Origin of the sequence: Yoonia sp. 67-2 (assembly GCF_035117555.1) — a bacterium.
Taxonomy (GTDB): Bacteria; Pseudomonadota; Alphaproteobacteria; order Rhodobacterales; family Rhodobacteraceae; genus Yoonia.
In genome coordinates this window covers 386,479-403,106 of the sequence record NZ_JAYKPK010000003.1, presented here as the reverse complement: position 1 = coordinate 403,106, position 16,628 = coordinate 386,479, and the positions used below count along the sequence as shown (strand labels likewise).

Sequence of the window (16,628 nt, the reverse complement as noted above, 5' to 3'; positions counted from 1 at the left end):
GAAGCGCGTATGTCTGATCTACCCCCCGAAATTCGGACACTAACATAAGCTACGACTTGCAGTTTGCTGATCTTCAACACCAAGGAGATCAGAGATGTCGAAACGCAAACAACATGCGCCCGAGTTCAATGCGAGGGTGGCGCTGGAAGCCCTGAAGGGCGAGGAAACCGCTGCTGAGCTGGCGAGCCGGTTCTGCTTTGACGATTGGCTGGAGCGATACATGATCGAGCAACTCAAACCTTTCTTTGAAGACTACCCCCGGCAGATTCTTCAGATGCGCAACGTCAGGCCAACTGATGTGCCCGATGGCCTCATGGATCGCCTGCTGGATTATCGGCACCGGCAACTGGTCAATCTTGAAGATGCACAGCATTTCCAGATTGACGCTGATGCCTTCTGGATGATGAGCGAACTAATCAACGAGATGAAACATGATGGGCTTGAGGAGCTCTATTCACAGGTGAGGCTTCCCTTTCCGACGATGATTATCCAGCCCCCCGGAAGTTCCAGCGATCAGCTGCCTGTTGGTGTCGTCACGCAGTTCGACGATACAATCTACACCCAGCGCTTTGTGCTGCGCCGAGATGATGTAGGTCCAAGCAACTGCGTTATGATCTCACAGGGTATGGGAGCCACCACGGTGCCGACACCGACGAGTGACCTCTTTGCCGCCGTCGGCATGCCGGTTCCAGAAGGAATGATTGAGGACGAGTTAATATCGAACAGAACATTTCTGGGATTAGCTGTCGCGGTCGCTACCCTGTTGCGGCACGATGGCATGCTCAATGTGGAGAATGTCTCGCTCTACCCCAGGCAATTAAGGCGGCAGGCTGAACGTTCAGGTAAAGCGCTTCCTAACACGCTCATCTCGAAGATCATTTTGGGCAAGGCTGGTCGCGGCCAGATGGAGGCCATGAAAGAAGATCTCACGACTAGCCGAGGCGACGTTGTCCCGCGCAGAACTCATTGGGTGAGAGGGCATACGATGCGAAGCAGATCGGGCCAGATTGTCTGGCGCATGCCTCACCTTCGGGGTGCTGGACCGGTAGTCAGGCAAATGCGGCATATGACTGCTGCCACGGAGCCCGGTCGATTGGTCCGCGACGATTAGGTCACGCACGACAGGATGAACTGCCCTCGATAGGATGTTTCTTAAAAAGCATGATGTGTAGCGGATGCGGAGCCAACCTAACTGTGCCCCCCACATCAGATCTCACGGAGGAAATTCACTCAGCCGGAGTGGGCTATAACTCCCAGGATTACGCGGTCTGAACCACTCATAATTCCTCAAACCACGCACTACATTACCTGCGACGACGAGCGGAACTACACCTTTAATTATAAAAATCAGATTGTTAGGCGAATTTCGTGGCAACCCACACGTTGCCGCTCCACCGTCATCACACCGCCAATTTTCGATCTTTCGCTGAAATTCACCGCATCGCGTCATAAACCCTCGCCTTCTTGAAGGCTTCGGCGTTACGTTTCCTTTGAATATTGTTATTTTTCAGAATGATGAGATCTATAATGCCTCAGATGACGTGGTTGCGACTATAGTGCATGAAACGGAGCAGCCTAAATGAGCCTGATCGCCGTAGTCGCCGACCCACACCTCGACAATTGGGATCGTTTCGCTGTGGACTCGTTCGTTGGAGAAGGGCTTGAAGAGGCCAACCGAGCGCGCGATCCCGACTTACTGATTGTCGCGGGGGACATTTCCAACAACCCGCTTTGGATGTGAGACTGCTGCTGAGTTTCAGTCGATGATGTTCTTCGAGACTGATTGAACTATGCTAATGCGAAACTGGGGGGTGTGCCATGGCAAGATCTGTAAAGTTCTCGGACGATGCTTTCATTGAGGATGCCCTCGCTGAATCCAAGCGCCACGGCCGGTCGCTTTCAGGTCAGATCGTTTACTGGGCAAAGATCGGGCTGGTTGTAGAAAAGTCCGGCAACTTTGACTACACAAAGATTTCACGCCTGCTAGCCGGCGAACGTGGACCGGTTGCACGACGTCCGAACCAGACTGTGATGTCTATTTCCGCGATGTCTGCTGTGGAACGTGAAGAACTTGCAGTTTTGATCGAAGCCGAACTTCGCCGGCTCTGACTCGGCTAACTTACTGCACTGGCGGGAAAGCACGCTCAATGTGCCAACCCATGGGACCTCGATGGGTACACTTCTTGCAACGCATACTACTTTCCAGATTTACAATTGGCATGAGTGCAGGAAAGCGGGCAAGCAACTCGTGCGGCGCTACCGAGAACAAGTGCCCACAGGATGGACAACGGATGCGTAGCACGTCCGTCGCTGCCAGATGCGACAAACGAATAACGAACTTGAGGCCATGGACGTGCGGACGATACGGCATGAAGAGAACATAGCATGAACATAGAGACGCACCATACATAAACGGTGCATTGACCACTTTCCCGTTCGCGTGAGAGCTAGGCGCAGCTTACCCTACAAAGCAATCACCTATTGAACATCTCGCTCACTAAGAGCCAGGTTTCGTACATTTCTGTCACCAACCTTTGAGCCGATGGACAGAAACTACATATATTTGTGTAGTTTCTGTCCATCGTATTTCCCCAATCTTACGTCGCACCATCAGCGGTCGAGTGATGACAGCAGAACATCATGATAAAGCTTCACGGAAGCCGTCGCTCTGAAATCACTCCGGTAGGTTTGCTGCATCCACCTACCTGAATGCCCGAGCATGTGCTGTGCCGCCCAGGCGGAATCCGGGCGCTCGTTGCGGATCAGATCTGTCACAAGCGTACGAACCAGATGACCGGAGATGCCGAACTCCTCACGCAAAATCGCGGTTGGATAGTACGTGCTGAAGGGCTGTCGTGTCAGCGACAGCAGATTACTGCCTGTGGATTCGTTCAGACAGTGGTCCAGCAAGTAGTGCGGACGGCCAGCGAGGACATGGGCATCAATCAGCACGCTTGTTAGTAGCCACAGAGGCCCGAGTTCTTTGCGGCGCCCCGTCTTGGCCTGACGGATCCGTATTTCCCAGAGGCCGTCTGGATTGCGCTGGATTGTCTCTCCTATGACCAGAGAGGACATGTCCCTTTGCCGGTCAGCTGTATTGACGAGCAAGGCGAGGATCACCGCCGCGCGGCGTTTACGCTCGGCCTCAAAGGTGCCGTCCGGGGCACCCGCAGCTTCATCGCCGAGGGCGATAGCACGTCGCAGCATGTCAGACAGCGTGAATTCCCTGCGGAACGCCCTGACTTTTGCTCGTTTTGTGGGCTCGTGATCGGCGGCATCCGCACGCAATGTACCAATCAGATCGCTCAAGACCGTCCGTCCACTTTCTACCAGCAGCTGTGCTCGCTGCGCGAACATCTGGATCCGTTCAAGATAATCTGCGACCGTCCGGGAGCTGGCTTCGCGTTCGAGCAGCATGAACCTTACGAAAGCTTCAAACAAATCGTCGGAAAAAGTGTCGCCTGTCACAACACCCCTTGCCTCAGCCCAAAGGCGCGATGCAGCAAGCATGCCCACTGCTTGCAAGATATTTTCCCGTGTCTTCGGCGTGAGTGTGCGCAGGCGCTTGCCTTCAACGCGTACCACTTGTTCGAGCAATGGCACCCCGACCTGCCATGCTGCGGGCCAGTCGTCTGGTAGCAGGGCCACTCGCGTAGAAACCCGCCGACTGCGCGGCTTTTTGTTGTATGTGCTGTTCAGCCAGTGATCCCAGTGCTTGGAGACCGTCCGGGCCGCCGCAAGCGGTACCTCTGGAGCAAACTGTCGTAGGGCGCCGAGCAGCACACGATGCGCTGTACGCGACGCCGACAGCGCTATGAAGTCATCTGCACGAACCTGCGCCGGAACCCTCCTGACAGCTCTCATATGCGCATAGAACGCCTGCAGCGCTTTAGGCATGCCGCGCGGCGCAGGATCCTTGATCAGGAACGCTGTTGCGAACCTTTGCCGGACGTCTTCTGGCACGTCCGGCATACCCGCTAACAGCGTCTGCGCACGTGCTTGGCGTGATCTGAGCTGACGCTCCATCACCGGCCCCTCTTGCTTAGTTTAAGAGAGGGGTCCAGTTCCTCAAGCACGTCGGCAAAGAGCCGTGCGGCGGCCTTGCCAGCCCCCCGGGCATAGAAGGCTTCAACAGTTTCCGTGCTGTCTCCGAGTAAGTCAGCTGCAGCACTGTACTGCCCCGGATACCTTGCCAAAAGTATCGTCGCTGCAACATGCCTCATCATGTGCGGCGTCATGCCGATGACGCCAAGACGGTTCATACCCAGGTTCCATGTTTTATTGATCGTCTGTCGGGAGACGGCACCGACGGCTGACGAGCCAGGAAACAAGAAATCGTTGTCTATGACAGCTTCCAACGCGATCCAGCGTGGGCGGCCCTCGTCGATCCAGATGCGCAGCGCATCCCAACTTGCATCGGGCAACGGGCTTTCGATTAATCGCCTGTTTTTTATACGTTTCCGTGCAATATCGATCCAAGCCTGATCGTTCTTGTTGTTTGGCGCCTGAAGTTCTGCTGAGGGACCTGAAATCGTCAGTTCATGCACGTTTTTCGTGCGCAACGGACGTCCCAGCTGAAGGCCAAGCATGGCCGCTGCCATAGCAAGATGCAGACAACGATATTTTGCGGCCGATGACAAAGTATCCCATCGCGCCTGATCCCGCTGCGCTTCCCGCATCAACGTGCGCGGACCCGATAAGATGGTGCGCACGATGCCTGGATCCCGGTCGAGTTTCTTCACGAACGCTTCCCGCTCAGACGACATCTCGTTCATCTGATACGAAACATGCTCCCAACGGGCATCCTCAATTGCATTGAGAATTTCCACATTCAATTCGTTGCTGCGCACTATGGTCGACAGGGTAGCAAGATATGTGCCGAGTGACGAGGTTCCTGTCGCATCGATCAGCGCTGGATCCTGTGCAGTGCGTTTCACAAAGCGCTGCACCGCACTATCGATATGCTCCGCAGTCAGCAGATCTGTGATGTCCGACAAAGCATAGATGTCATCTCTATCGGAAGATGCATGCCGGACGAGCCATGAAAGCGCCGACAGATAGCTTTTCCGCGCTGCTTCGGGGTTCCCTACCGACTTGCGACGGTGCTTGCGAGCTGCGCGACGGGCTGCGAGGGGATCGTCCCCAAGCTTGCCGTCGAACCGGTCGTGTTCTGGTGCCCGACCCCTGATGCCAACACTGATCAACTGATCAAGCGAAGACTGAAATGATGGAGAAAAGCGTGACCAAGTCGTCGGTGCGTCGCGCAGGGTCCGGAGCGGCCCAATAGCTGCAGCTGGCAACAGCGCGTCGATTGCGCCGTGGCGCTTCCGCTCTGCGATCAGTCGGTCAAGGAACCGGACAGAGCGCCGGAACGTAGCAACCTTGTCTGACGGCAGCGCCAGCAGAGCCGCTTCTGCCACCTCGTGCGTGACCCCTGCAGGCGGCACGTGCTGGAGCCGCGCTTTGAGATTCTGGATTGAAAGTGACGACATGTTTGCCAAGATCCGCTTTCCCTCAGAATTGAAGCTGTTCTCGGCTTCTTTCACGTATCCCGAGAGGAGCGCCCAAGCTTGAGAAGTGGTGCTGTCTGTAGCTGGTGGTGGCACTGCATGCTCTTTCGCGCGACGGATGGCTGCGCTGATCTTGCCTTGCCACGCGTCAAAAGCCCGCTCAGTGGCTTCCTGCGTACGCCCTTTGAATTGCCCTGCCCAGACAATCGCTCCTGACAAATCCGCCCATGCCTTGTCGTCCGCCGGCAGCATAGCGAGCTTCTGACCCGTCAGTTTTTCAACCCGGTTAAAAGCTGCTTGATACACTTTTGCGGAGCTATCGGAGTAAAGCTGCGGCAAAAGCAGCAGCACATCGTGCAAAGTATTCACTTGCGGCTTTGAATGATCATTCATGGCTCACATTCCCCATTGCTGCGCCGCGCTGTGCATTCGTTGGATCTGAACGGAACGGGTGCCGAACCTTGGACCAAAAAGCTGCGTGTCCGTTCCGTTCAGAGACCCGCATGGGCAAGGACTCCAAGAACAGATGTTGTTCAGATTGAAACGCCGCGCTCATGACCAGCTCTCCAGCCAGCGTTGGGCTTCAAGGGGCACAAAACGGATGAAGCGGCCGATGCGGCGATGCGGTATCTCGCCTGCCCCTGCCCTCCGTTGCAGCGTAGCCGGCTGCAGCGGACAAAGCCGTGCGAGTTGTGTCGGCGTGATCAGATCGTCGGAGTATGCTTCCTCAAGGCCTTCTGGCGGCTGGCCGCCTTCAAAAGCCCAAACATCATCCCATCGATACCCCACGCGGGTCCCGAACCGCCGGGCAACAAGAAGCCCATCTGCTTCGGCACGTTGAAAAAACGCATGGCTGCTGCACTGCCAGCGCGTCTGAAGCGTAGCCCGGCTCAACAAGCCTGCCCCCGCAAGGTTGGATAATCCAGTGTCTGTAAAAGTAGTAAACGTCATAAATCTTTGCCTTATTAAGATGAAATCTTAATAAGGCAGCGTGGTTAAAGCAGGATTTACGTTTTCGCTAAAACGGATTTAGGATTTGTAAACAGTTAGATAGATGGCTGCCGCCAGAGCGCTCCCATGCTTAGCAACGGATTTCAGTCGTATTGAGGTCATCTATAGCGCTTCAGTCGTATTTTGGTCGCCCGTAACGATTCAGTCGCGTTGTAGTCATCTGTAATGTTTCAGTTGCTTTTTAGTCGACTGACTCTTGCCCCGGCTTACTTCACCTGAAAATCTTTCTCTTTGATTCAAAGTTCAAAGTTCAAAGATTCAGCAGTGATTTTTTTACTTAAATCAAATGCTTATCATATTTAAAGTGAGGTTTTCGGGGACTTCGGTGAGGTTTTGGGGGGGTAATGTTAGGTTTTCGGGGCGTAATGTGAGAAGTTGGGGTCGTTAAAGTGAGGTTTTCGGGGCGATCTTGCATAGTTATCCACAGGCCCTGATTGGTTTAATCACTATCGTCGATCAGGTTGCGTGCATCCTCCCTGCCCTTTCGAGCTAGACGGCTCGGGCTGGGGTACGGATCGGTCACGGTTGTCACTGTTCCTGAGATTCGAGCTTTTCGCCCGACTTTTGATCGATGGACCTCCCGCCAGGCTGCATCCACCTCAGCCTTTTCTTTCTGCCACCACCCGATCCGGATGTGCGTGACCATTTTTCCTGTTTTTACCGGGATGATCGTAACGCCGAATGATGCGAGTGCGTTGATTTCGAGGACTGTAGGTTTGACCACGTGTTTATTGAGGGCACCGAATGCCGCGTATTTTCCTTCCTCAACTCCTAGTAGGTCTCGGAATTCGCGAAGTGTAAGATCTTGATAGCTTTTGCGGGTCAGCCCAGTCCATTGGCTGATGTGTTCATACAAGCTAACACTGTATTTTGAGCTGAAAGCCATTAGTACCGGGATAGATATCTTACCCCAGATAGCGGAATCTTGTAGGATCTCGACAAGACGTTTGTCGAAGCTGTAGTTAAGGACGCCTGCAGGTCGATCCGGATCATCCAGATCGTTTCCTCCCAGGAATTGCACACGTCGCGTCTTACCGTCTGACAGTCGAACCTTCAGGATTGTCGACATGAGCGCTTCGATTGCCTCTTCGACTTGTTCATATCCCTTGTGGCTGTCCGGTTTCAGATCGTCGATCTCGATCGCATAGTCTTTACCTTCCGCGACGCCTTGCATGTGTGCATGGTGCCATAAGATTGTGATGGAACGGCGCGCGTTTAGTGTCAGTGCTTGATGGCCAGTAATCTGGATTAGTTCAGCCGGCTTCGTGGCCTGATCCCGCCGGGGCTTCAGGCTCAAAACCTTAAGTGTTGTGGTCGGATCATGCTTCATCACAAGGTACAGAATAGAACAGGATCAGAAACTGTGAAAGATCTTAAGCAATTTCATTCACAGTTCCCCGAACTCCTCACATTAACTGGAAGAACGAGTCATGGATAAATGAATAAAGTCATTATAAAACAGTATGTTGTAATTTAGTATTGGCAATACAAAACCGCGCCCCGAATTCCTCACTTTTAGGCCTTCAATCGACGTTGAGGGCCTCGCAAGCTGACAATCGTGCTCCGTGACATGGATAGTAATCCACACTTCTTAATAGATATCTAGTAGCTACTAAGTAGCTACTAGATATATAAAGCTAGCAGGTAGCTACCAGATACTGTATAGATGGTTCTATTCACTCTTATGACAGGGAGATGCTCATGCCAGTCATTGCTTTCGCAAACCCCAAAGGTGGAGCTGGCAAAACCACCTCGGCGCTCTTGCTTGCTTCGGAACTGGCGAGCCGTGGTGCCAGCGTGGCGATTATTGATGCTGACCCTGAGAAGTGGATTTCGCAATGGGGTGCGCTTCCGGGACGGCCAGCGAACGTGACGATTGTTAGCAGTGTCACTGAGGACTCGATTGTCGATCAGATCGAAGTGGCAGCTGCAGAGGCGCAGTTTGTCGTGATTGATCTAGAAGGGACCGCCAGCCTGATGGTGGCGAATGCGATCGGCATGTCCGACCTTGTGATCATTCCTACGCAAGGGTCTTCCATGGACGCTAAGGGTGCCGCCAAGACGATCCGGCTTATCCGAAATCAGGCACGGATGACGCGTAGGGAGATTGCCCATGCTGTTCTTTTGACTCGGACCAGTGCGGCAGTGGCTTCTCGGGCGATCCGGAACGTGAGGGACCAGCTTGATCAGGCTGGGATCCCGGTTTTTGAGACATCTATCGTCGAACGGGCCGCCTATCGGGACATCCTCGACTACGGGGGACTATTGTCGGATCTGGACCGGACCCAAGTCAGCAATGTCGATAAAGCAATCGAGAACGCCCGGGTCTTCGCCGGCGAGGTAGTGGCGCGGCTCAAGGCCGCCCGAGTGATAGTGGAGGTGAAGTAACATGAGCCGTGAGCGCGTAGATCTGGGGTTTGGGGACCCTCTTGACGACCTTGATCTAAGTGAATTCCAGCCGCGTCAGGCGCCGGTGCCACGGCCGCCTTCTGGAGAGACAAATCGGGCCGCCGAGGCTGCCGGCTTCCGGAGCCGTGAGCCGAAAGCGGCCGAAAGTTCGGCTAGTGAGGTAGTGGAAGTGGTCCCGCAGCGCAGGCGTAGAACAGGTCGGAACGCACAGTTCAACCTCAAGGCTCGTCCAGAGACAATCTCTGCCTATTGCGCATTGGCGGATCAAATGGGCTGGGGGCTTGGTGAAACCTTGGAGAAGGCAGTTGCACTTCTGGAAGAGCGCTACGCTCCCCAGAAGTGACCTCACCAGCAGAGCTGCACTCCTGCATTGATCCAGACCCGAAATAAGTGTTGCGGCATGGATGTATCGGATGTCCTGACGCAGTTCCTCACCCGCCGCGCTACGTTGTGGCGTCTATCTCGCTGATCTATGTCCACTGATCGTGCTGAGCGTGACGTCGCTTTTCAGCAGCCCGGCCGTTTTCAAAGCGTCCAGCGTCGATGCATCATATTCTTCTAAACGATAAAATCTGTTCCACGTGCGCAACCATTGTTGATCGTAGTCAATTCTGCAAACAACCGAAGTCACAATCGGTGAGCCATATCGCAGCTGCGGATGATCTGTAGTATATCCGATGGCTGAGCAAAGCGATGTCGGGCGTCGCACTAACGACCACCCATGCAGCGTTGGAGCCGGATGATCATCTGCATTTAGTGATGCGCAATCTAGCATTTCTAGACGTTCGAGAAATAATGCGAACGTCGCCGCAGGTGTTTCTTTGGGGAGGGAGCAGCGGAAAGCGCTATAGAGCACGGTCAGCGACATAGGCAGGACAATATCGATGTGACCGGCGGTGGCATCGGCTGGGATTTCGGCTCGCAGCATCTCTGCAATAAGATGCTGAAACGGTCGATATTGGTCTAAGTCTGAATGATACTGCATCGAACGTTCCTTTTCTGATCGGGATCGAGTCAACATCGAAGTGAATTGCCGCTAGTTTTCTAGACACCTGCATCGTTCATGACCTGTGAGCACAAAAACCGAACGTTGGCCTATAAGGAGTCGGATCAATTTCGCCGCATCAGTACCTCCAACTCTTCTTCTACAATCTGGAGGGGCAATTCATAGAAATCGAAGGCTTCATATACCGGCGCAATAAGAGCGCGAAGCACTTCGGGTAGGTTATCGTCGATCTGCCTTAGCGTGATCGCCAAATTTTGCTCGACCTCGTTTGTACGTGAGACCCGGTCATAAGACATAGGCATACGGTTCCTACTCATCGCCCTTAATGCACGGCCATCTAGTCCTGACCATTTCACATGCGCCGCGATCTCCTCCACTCCCTCGTAAGTCGCGGCAATACGTCGAGCGAACAGGAGCGCTTCGCCTACCCGCCAAATCGGCAATACGATATCAAACGCCGTTCCGGGCTCGGCACGCTCGGGCGCGCCATCCTCATCGTAGCCCGTCCTCGTGTAAAGTATGCCATCTGGGGCGATCCGCCAAAAATCGGAGTGAGCGGCGTCCTCTTCCAGAAAATGCTCCACGCCGGGACGCCCGAGCCAAGCCTCGATGCCACCATCGGCTGGGTAGGGGGCCAACTCCCGACGTGTCATAGTGAGGAATGTAGGCCAGCCCGTCAGCTTGATCCGATGTGCCTCGTCGATACGATCCCTTAGTCTCGCAAGATTAGGTGTCGGTTCGGCGCTTTCGAAGGCGAAGCCGACCTCATAGTGCCCTCGCGGCATACGTGACACAGCATTCATGGGAATGTCTGTCGCATCGAGAAGCGCATCGTGTCGGCTTCGGGATGCCGTGACAAAATTCGAGAGACGATCTTGAAGCGCGGGAGCGACATTACCTTCTTCAACTCTTCCTTCCACGATCGCGCGAATGGCGTCGAGCATTGATGCGCGGCTGCGCTGTACACAGCGATCAAGCAGAGCACGCCACTCCTCTACGGTCTGTGGTTCTGCGCTACGCGGGCCTGATTGCCGGACGTAGACACGTGCTTTGTACAAGATGTTTTCATAGTCCCTCGAGGCCATGACAGGCGTCGTTGTGGTCGATGGTACGATAACAACTGGATGACTTACGCCGGTGCGGGCGTTCTCAATGACCTCCATACGGACGTGTAGAGCCGGTGCCACGAACCGCTGAACGGCTCCGTTAACAAGATCTTGGGTAATCTCGCGAACGTGTCCAGGGCGCGGTACAGACCGAAGTGTGTCTCCCTCCTCGTTATAGCCGATCACTACGTAACCACCGTCGGCATTGGCCATTGCAATTATAGCTTTCGCGAGCGTCGCCTTACCATGCGTCGAACCGAGGTCGATCCAAGCCTTGTACTCGAAGGACAAGTCCTCATGTGGGTCGAGAAGTGCAGCTCCGAGTTCGTCACGCCGTGCCAATCCATCCCCCTCGCGTTTCTAGCGTTCAACATTTACTTAGCCTATTTAGGACAATTCGGAATTCGATCCTATCCAAAGCTGCCAGCAGTAATCGTCGATCTAAAAGCAGCTATATCCCGCAGCAACGACCTTGGCCTGCGCCGATCAAACTGTCCATTCTGCCCTCATGCGAGCTTTTGGTGAAAGCTTGCATCGCGATGCGGAGACGTTGGGCCTGTAATCGCCGCAACAGAGCAGGGAGGCTCAGCACCCATTCAGGCCAGGTCATGAAGGACGAACTCGATACGATCGGCATCAGCCTATCTGCACGCTTGGGAGACCGGGTCGCAAGCAAAGGCAGGCATCACGAAATGGATGACCTTCTATAACCACCAACGCCCACACTCAGCTCTTGGCGGCAAGCCACCAGCCGTGGTCTATTGGCTGAGAAAAAACGAAACCCAACCCGATCAGCAGGTGCAAAAAGTAGCTTAATCAACGCCAGATACTGTCCAGCCGATGGGGAGTAGCTCACTCCACCCCGATTGTCTTGCGGATGGCGGGCATGCTTCGCTGCACTGCTGCCAGGAACGCCGCGCTCGCATTCTCTAAAAGGTGCCAGCGATCAGCAACTTGAACAGCCCCAGGTAACGCGCGAGAGACAGCGCCACCGTAGCCGCCGTTTCTGTCACGAGCGACGATTTCGATCTCAGGGCGGGCGCGCAGCCATGCTTCGACAGTGGCGGGTTCCCGATCCGGCAGCAGATCGATAACCCGGCGCCGCTCAAGATCGCAAATCAATGTGCCGTATCTCTGTCCTTTGCGCCATACCCAGTCGTCAATGCCGATGATGCGGGGCTCACTGGTTCTGGCCCCGGGTGCCTCGCGAACGCTGCGCAGGAAGGTATCTTTACTCACGGGCAATCCGAGCCGTCCGGCAAGCGCTTGTGCAGGACGTCCGCCGAGAGCGAGACCTAGATGGCGAACCAGCCCTTGCAGGCGTGATGTGCGCCGCGCATGTGGCCGGGTCACAGCAGGTGGAAACCGCTCAGCGAAAACTCCGGTTGGGCAATGCATGGCCCGGCACCGAAATCGCCTGACCAACAAGATCAGTTCCACCTTCCGGCCATGCGCGGGTAGATCGGCTGGGCGGCGCCTATATCTGCTGTGGACATGGTTTGAAACTGTGCTACAGCGCGGACAGGCCGCAGCGGCTTTGGCGGACCGGGAGTGGACCCGGATTGTGTTCCAGCCAGTTCGACCTGTTCGGCCTTGAGACCTGCGGGCAGAAAATCATTTCGCGAAAACCATGACGCCATCGGCAACCTCCTTCAAAGACTGCCGAAATGTAGCGCAGGCATGCCGCAGCTGCACCAAATCCGAGTCAGAGCCAGTTTTGCACGCCGAAACACACATAGGCGTTTCGTGTCGTCCAGAGGGGTTAAGACAGGTGTGCTGGGACAGGCAGCATGACCTTCTTCGCAATCAGCAAACGGTCTGCCAGCGACATGCTATCGCCGTAGACTTCACGACCCCGCCGTCGTTTCAGCGAATGCCCCATCAACTCACCACGGTCATCGGTGTCATATCCAGCCTGCTTCATCCTACTTTCCCACGTATGCCGGATACCCCCGATCGTCACGCCTTCTGGGAGCAGATTATTATTGCGCAGATACTTGTTCACCAGATTACTGTAGTCGCTTTTGTTGCGATACCTCGGCAAACCTGTTGGATGTCTTTTTGCCGCCGCCAAAGCAACCCCGATCAAGGGAATTGTTCTATCTGAAGATAGGTTTTTGATTTCACGACGTTCATCGGGTTCATCAGATTCTTCATTCGCAACCAGAATATGTGGGATCGGATCATCAAGACGGATCGCCGCTGCCGGAAGATTGAAAATCTCGCTCTGTCGGCATCCAGTTTCAATAGAGATAAGCAACACATCACGCGCCTCATCGTTAAGGCCATCAAGCGCACCCGGCGCAAACCATTTGTCTGTAATATATTTGATGGGCACTTCCAACTTACGGGTAGGTTTTGCATGACGATCACGGATATTAACCCCGGCATAGGGCCGTGGTGGATCCTCATGTTGAAGATCCTCATAAAACCGGGCCAGCATGCCCGCCAGATAGTTGAAGTCTTTGTTCGCCGTTTCTGCGGATTGGCCTTCCCGAGCGATACGAGCCCTCCACCACTTCTTATGTGTCAGTGCTTCTGCGGAACCAATGTCGGTGACAGTAACATCCTTGCCCAGTGCTGCAGTTAAATTTGCTACGGCACGTGCGCGTGGTGACCGCCAAAGACGCATTTGCTCGCTATTCTTAAAACGGTTGTCGTTCGCTGCAAGCCCTTCGATATGGGTCACAAGATCAGAAATCTTCAGTTTCGGCGCTTCAGCAGTGCCAAGAAGGGCGGATGCTGCTTGCTCGTCAGGCAAACCATTAGGGCCACGCGAAGCCTCAACCCGCTGCAATATCTCTTCTAATGGGGCATGTTGCAACTTATCGACCGACAGAAACTGAAATCCCCGAATGCCAGCGAAGTGCTGAGCTGCACGAAACTTTTCCGCCGCATCGCCATGGCGTCCGGCCAATCGCGCCTCCCCACCCCTCAATATAAGCTGACCACACACTAACAGACTTGTGCATTGCGAAAGTATAAGAGTCAGTTTTGAGGCTATCCCAAATAACCTGACGCGGCTCGACCGAAATATATCTTCTGGGAACTCGACGTTTCAAATACAACGTCTTTCCGCGCAACACTGGTCTCGACATGCTGGGCCCTCTATTCTGCTACGTGTAGCAAAAAGAGCAGCAAAACAACCATGCGCACAACGCAATGCATACTATATACCAGTTAACACACTGAAATTACTGAGAAATTAAAATTACTTAAGGAGTTTTCTTGGCGGACAGACAGGGATTCGAACCCTGGAGACGGTCTCCCGCCTACACACTTTCCAGGCGTGCGCCTTCGACCACTCGGCCACCTGTCCGTGACGCAGGGTTTAGCCGCAACGCGCCTGCCTTTGCAAGACCCTGAAAACTATTTGTTGTAGCTGTTTACCCTGTTGCCTTTGCACCGCTATATTGCAGCCTAACGCCATGACGAGTGATGATCTGATGCTGCACGATCCGCCTAAATCGGCCCCGTCCGAAAAGCGCAGTGATGCAACCCGGCTGCAAACCGGGGCGCTGATCATTATTGCCTTTGCGGTGGTCCTGTTTTTGCTGGTGCAGGCGCGGTTCATCCTGATCTCTCTTGCAACCGCGATTATCTTGTTCAGCCTGACCAGCGACGTGATCAATTTCATCGCGCGCCAGCGGATCGGGCCGTTGCGCATTCCGAATGCGGCCGCAAGCATCGCCGCTTTGCTGTTGATCGCGACAGCGCTTTTGATGCTGACGTCGGTGCTGTTGGCGCAGATTAACACCGTTCTGGTGACGACGCTGTCCTATACGGAACGCGCGCCCTCGGTGATTGCATCCATGTTCAGCTGGCTGGGCGAAGACAGCGAGGCCGCGATTCTGAATGCAGTCCGGTCGATTGATGCATCAAGCTATCTCCGCTCGGCTGCCAGTCAGGCCAGCGGTATCACGCAGGCGACAGTACTGGTGATCCTGTTCGTCGGGTTCCTGTTTGCCGAACGGATCTGGTTCGATATCAAGCTGGAAAACTTTATCGGGGACAAAAAACAGGCCCTGCGCGTGCGCAAGATCATCCAGTCGATCATTCACCGGGTAAACTATTACCTGCTGGTCAAAACGGTCATCAGCCTGATCACCGGCGGGATGGTCTATGTGCTGGCGCGGGCGTTTCAACTGGAACTGGCAACATCGCTCGGGATCATCACCTTTGTGCTGAATTACATCCCCAATATCGGCTCGATTCTGGCGACCGGGCTGATCGCGCTTGTGACCCAAGTACAGTTTGGCGATGCCAATACCACGCTTTTGGTATTCCTGATCGCGGCAAGCATTCAGTTTCTGAACGGCAACGTCATCGACCCGATGTTGATGGGCCGCGCTTTACGGTTGTCCTCATTCGGCATCATCTTGTCGCTGGCGTTCTGGGGGGCGGTCTGGGGCATACCAGGGATGTTCTTGTCGGTGCCGATCATGGTGATGTTGCTGGTCGTCTGCAGCCATGTGCCGGATCTGCGCCCATTCGCGATCCTGCTATCCCGCGAAGGATTGCCCGACACGGAACAGATGCTGAATGAAACCGCCAGCCGTGAAATATTTCACAAACCGCCCAAGACCTAACGGCGGCGGGCGACCCAGAAGGCGAGCGCACCCAGAACCTCTGCCGCAGAGGCGATCAGGATCGCAGCCCCCGCCTGCCCGCTCGCAAATTCAAAGACACCTGTGACCGCGATGCCCAGCCACAGGACGATCATCCCGATGCAGATCCCGTCGCGCGCAGTGCCTACTGGCAGGTCGCGCAACATCCAGAGGATCACCGCCAGCCCGACAAAGACCGGTGCGGCTCGCCGCGCTACAAAATCCGCCCCCTGATCCGGGGCGATAGCGAATGTCGCGACATATTGGCCACCATTGGTCAACAAGACGCCAAACAACGCCAGACAGATCACAGCGGTCAGAACGGCAACGGCGCGGAACATCTGATCCCCTTCAGGGCGCGGGTTTGCCCGCCACAGGCTGACGCGCGTAATAGGTCACATCTTCGGTGAAATATTGATAGCTGTCGGCGTTATCTATCGCGCGCATAGCATCGCCGCTGGCCATCGCAGCACAGGCGCGACGGGTGTAGCAATAATCCTCTGTGCGCGCGACCGGATTGAAATGCGACAGTTCGTGCACGATCGTGCCGACATTGGTGCCATTGTCACTCGCCGTCGTGCCGGGCTTGAGTTCCGTCAGGGGTGGCAGATTGAAAAACGATGGGCAAAGATAGATTTTGTAATATTCATGCGGATACACCCAGGCATATTCGCCGCTGCTGCATCCGTCATCGCGCGCGGTATCGCATTGCATGACCACGGCACCACTGCGGATCGCCGTTGCGATGGCCTTGAGATTGGCACGCACGATTTCCGCATTGCGGACGCTGTAATCCCCGAACCAGCGCGCATAGTCCGGCGTGTCGCCCACAGTCGCCGCCGCTTTGATTGTCAGCGATTTCGCCTGATCGAGCGTGTCCCGCAATTGCACCGATTGCATGGCATCGCAGCCCTGGGTGGTCTGCGCAAATGCCGCCTGCCCCAGGAACAAACCTATCAGAACAAAGAACAAACGCATC

At 54.9% G+C, this 16,628-nt stretch carries 15 protein-coding genes, 1 tRNA gene and 1 pseudogene; 6 read left to right on the top strand and 11 right to left on the bottom strand.

From position 1 onward, the window contains the following. Positions 1 to 94 precede the first annotated feature (94 nt). From VOY09_RS07420 to VOY09_RS07410, 3 genes are all read left to right on the top strand, one after another. A complete protein-coding gene (locus VOY09_RS07420; protein WP_322896191.1) occupies positions 95 to 1,111 on the top strand; it encodes a hypothetical protein in 1,017 nt (338 codons plus the stop codon). A gap of 468 nt (positions 1,112 to 1,579) precedes the next feature. Further along, the gene (locus VOY09_RS07415; RefSeq protein WP_322896146.1) at positions 1,580 to 1,741 is read left to right on the top strand and encodes a metallophosphoesterase; all 162 of its coding nucleotides are present in this window, start codon (positions 1,580 to 1,582) and stop codon (positions 1,739 to 1,741) included. Between the two features lie 77 nt (positions 1,742 to 1,818). Then, positions 1,819 to 2,109 (top strand): TA system antitoxin ParD family protein, encoded by a 291-nt coding sequence (locus tag VOY09_RS07410; RefSeq protein ID WP_322896144.1) that lies wholly within the window; start codon positions 1,819 to 1,821, stop codon positions 2,107 to 2,109. 501 nt (positions 2,110 to 2,610) lie between these two features. Here VOY09_RS07410 and VOY09_RS07405 read toward each other — a convergent pair. The 4 genes from VOY09_RS07405 to VOY09_RS07390 all read right to left on the bottom strand — a co-directional run bounded on the left by VOY09_RS07405 (position 2,611) and on the right by VOY09_RS07390 (position 7,851). Further along, entirely contained in the window at positions 2,611 to 4,026 is a 1,416-nt protein-coding gene (locus VOY09_RS07405; RefSeq protein ID WP_322896142.1) for a hypothetical protein, read from the bottom strand. Beyond that, positions 4,026 to 5,903 (bottom strand): tyrosine-type recombinase/integrase, encoded by a 1,878-nt coding sequence (locus VOY09_RS07400; RefSeq protein WP_322896140.1) that lies wholly within the window; start codon positions 5,901 to 5,903, stop codon positions 4,026 to 4,028. The genes VOY09_RS07405 and VOY09_RS07400 overlap by 1 nt, the downstream gene beginning before the upstream one ends. A gap of 159 nt (positions 5,904 to 6,062) precedes the next feature. Beyond that, a complete protein-coding gene (locus VOY09_RS07395) occupies positions 6,063 to 6,461 on the bottom strand; it encodes a helix-turn-helix domain-containing protein (RefSeq protein ID WP_322896138.1) in 399 nt (132 codons plus the stop codon). Between the two features lie 499 nt (positions 6,462 to 6,960). Then, complete coding sequence (locus VOY09_RS07390) at positions 6,961 to 7,851, bottom strand: replication initiation protein (RefSeq protein WP_322896136.1); 891 nt, start codon at positions 7,849 to 7,851, stop codon at positions 6,961 to 6,963. A gap of 371 nt (positions 7,852 to 8,222) precedes the next feature. Between VOY09_RS07390 and VOY09_RS07385 the strand changes: the two genes are divergently transcribed. Continuing rightward, on the top strand, positions 8,223 to 8,909 hold the full coding sequence (locus VOY09_RS07385; protein ID WP_322896134.1) for a ParA family protein: 687 nt from the start codon (positions 8,223 to 8,225) through the stop codon (positions 8,907 to 8,909). 478 nt (positions 8,910 to 9,387) lie between these two features. Here the strand turns inward: VOY09_RS07385 and VOY09_RS07380 are convergent, their stop codons facing one another. Together VOY09_RS07380 and VOY09_RS07375 are read right to left on the bottom strand one after the other, a co-directional pair. Then, entirely contained in the window at positions 9,388 to 9,915 is a 528-nt protein-coding gene (locus tag VOY09_RS07380) for a DUF6634 family protein (protein WP_322896132.1), read from the bottom strand. Positions 9,916 to 10,040: 125 nt separating this feature from the next. After that, the gene (locus tag VOY09_RS07375) at positions 10,041 to 11,384 is read right to left on the bottom strand and encodes an ATP-binding protein (RefSeq protein ID WP_322896130.1); all 1,344 of its coding nucleotides are present in this window, start codon (positions 11,382 to 11,384) and stop codon (positions 10,041 to 10,043) included. Between the two features lie 279 nt (positions 11,385 to 11,663). Here VOY09_RS07375 and VOY09_RS07370 point away from each other — a divergent pair. Continuing rightward, positions 11,664 to 11,858, top strand: a pseudogene (locus VOY09_RS07370) (integrase core domain-containing protein); the annotation flags it as partial. A gap of 36 nt (positions 11,859 to 11,894) precedes the next feature. On the opposite strand, the gene VOY09_RS07365 reads toward VOY09_RS07370, so the two are convergent. The 3 genes from VOY09_RS07365 to VOY09_RS07355 all read right to left on the bottom strand — a co-directional run bounded on the left by VOY09_RS07365 (position 11,895) and on the right by VOY09_RS07355 (position 14,361). Beyond that, entirely contained in the window at positions 11,895 to 12,605 is a 711-nt protein-coding gene (locus VOY09_RS07365; protein ID WP_416236738.1) for an ISL3 family transposase, read from the bottom strand. 199 nt (positions 12,606 to 12,804) lie between these two features. After that, entirely contained in the window at positions 12,805 to 13,959 is a 1,155-nt protein-coding gene (locus tag VOY09_RS07360; protein ID WP_322893754.1) for a hypothetical protein, read from the bottom strand. Positions 13,960 to 14,271: 312 nt separating this feature from the next. Further along, positions 14,272 to 14,361, bottom strand: a tRNA-Ser gene (locus tag VOY09_RS07355). A 127-nt stretch (positions 14,362 to 14,488) separates the two neighbouring features. Between VOY09_RS07355 and VOY09_RS07350 the strand changes: the two genes are divergently transcribed. Further along, positions 14,489 to 15,631, top strand: a complete 1,143-nt coding sequence (locus VOY09_RS07350) for an AI-2E family transporter (RefSeq protein WP_322893767.1) — start codon at positions 14,489 to 14,491, stop codon at positions 15,629 to 15,631. Here the strand turns inward: VOY09_RS07350 and VOY09_RS07345 are convergent. Both VOY09_RS07345 and VOY09_RS07340 read right to left on the bottom strand, forming a co-directional pair. Further along, complete coding sequence (locus VOY09_RS07345; protein WP_322893753.1) at positions 15,628 to 15,990, bottom strand: hypothetical protein; 363 nt, start codon at positions 15,988 to 15,990, stop codon at positions 15,628 to 15,630. The two genes, VOY09_RS07350 and VOY09_RS07345, sit on opposite strands and share 4 nt — an antisense overlap. A 10-nt stretch (positions 15,991 to 16,000) precedes the next feature. Next, positions 16,001 to 16,627 (bottom strand): M35 family metallo-endopeptidase, encoded by a 627-nt coding sequence (locus VOY09_RS07340; protein ID WP_322893752.1) that lies wholly within the window; start codon positions 16,625 to 16,627, stop codon positions 16,001 to 16,003. Position 16,628 lies beyond the last annotated feature (1 nt).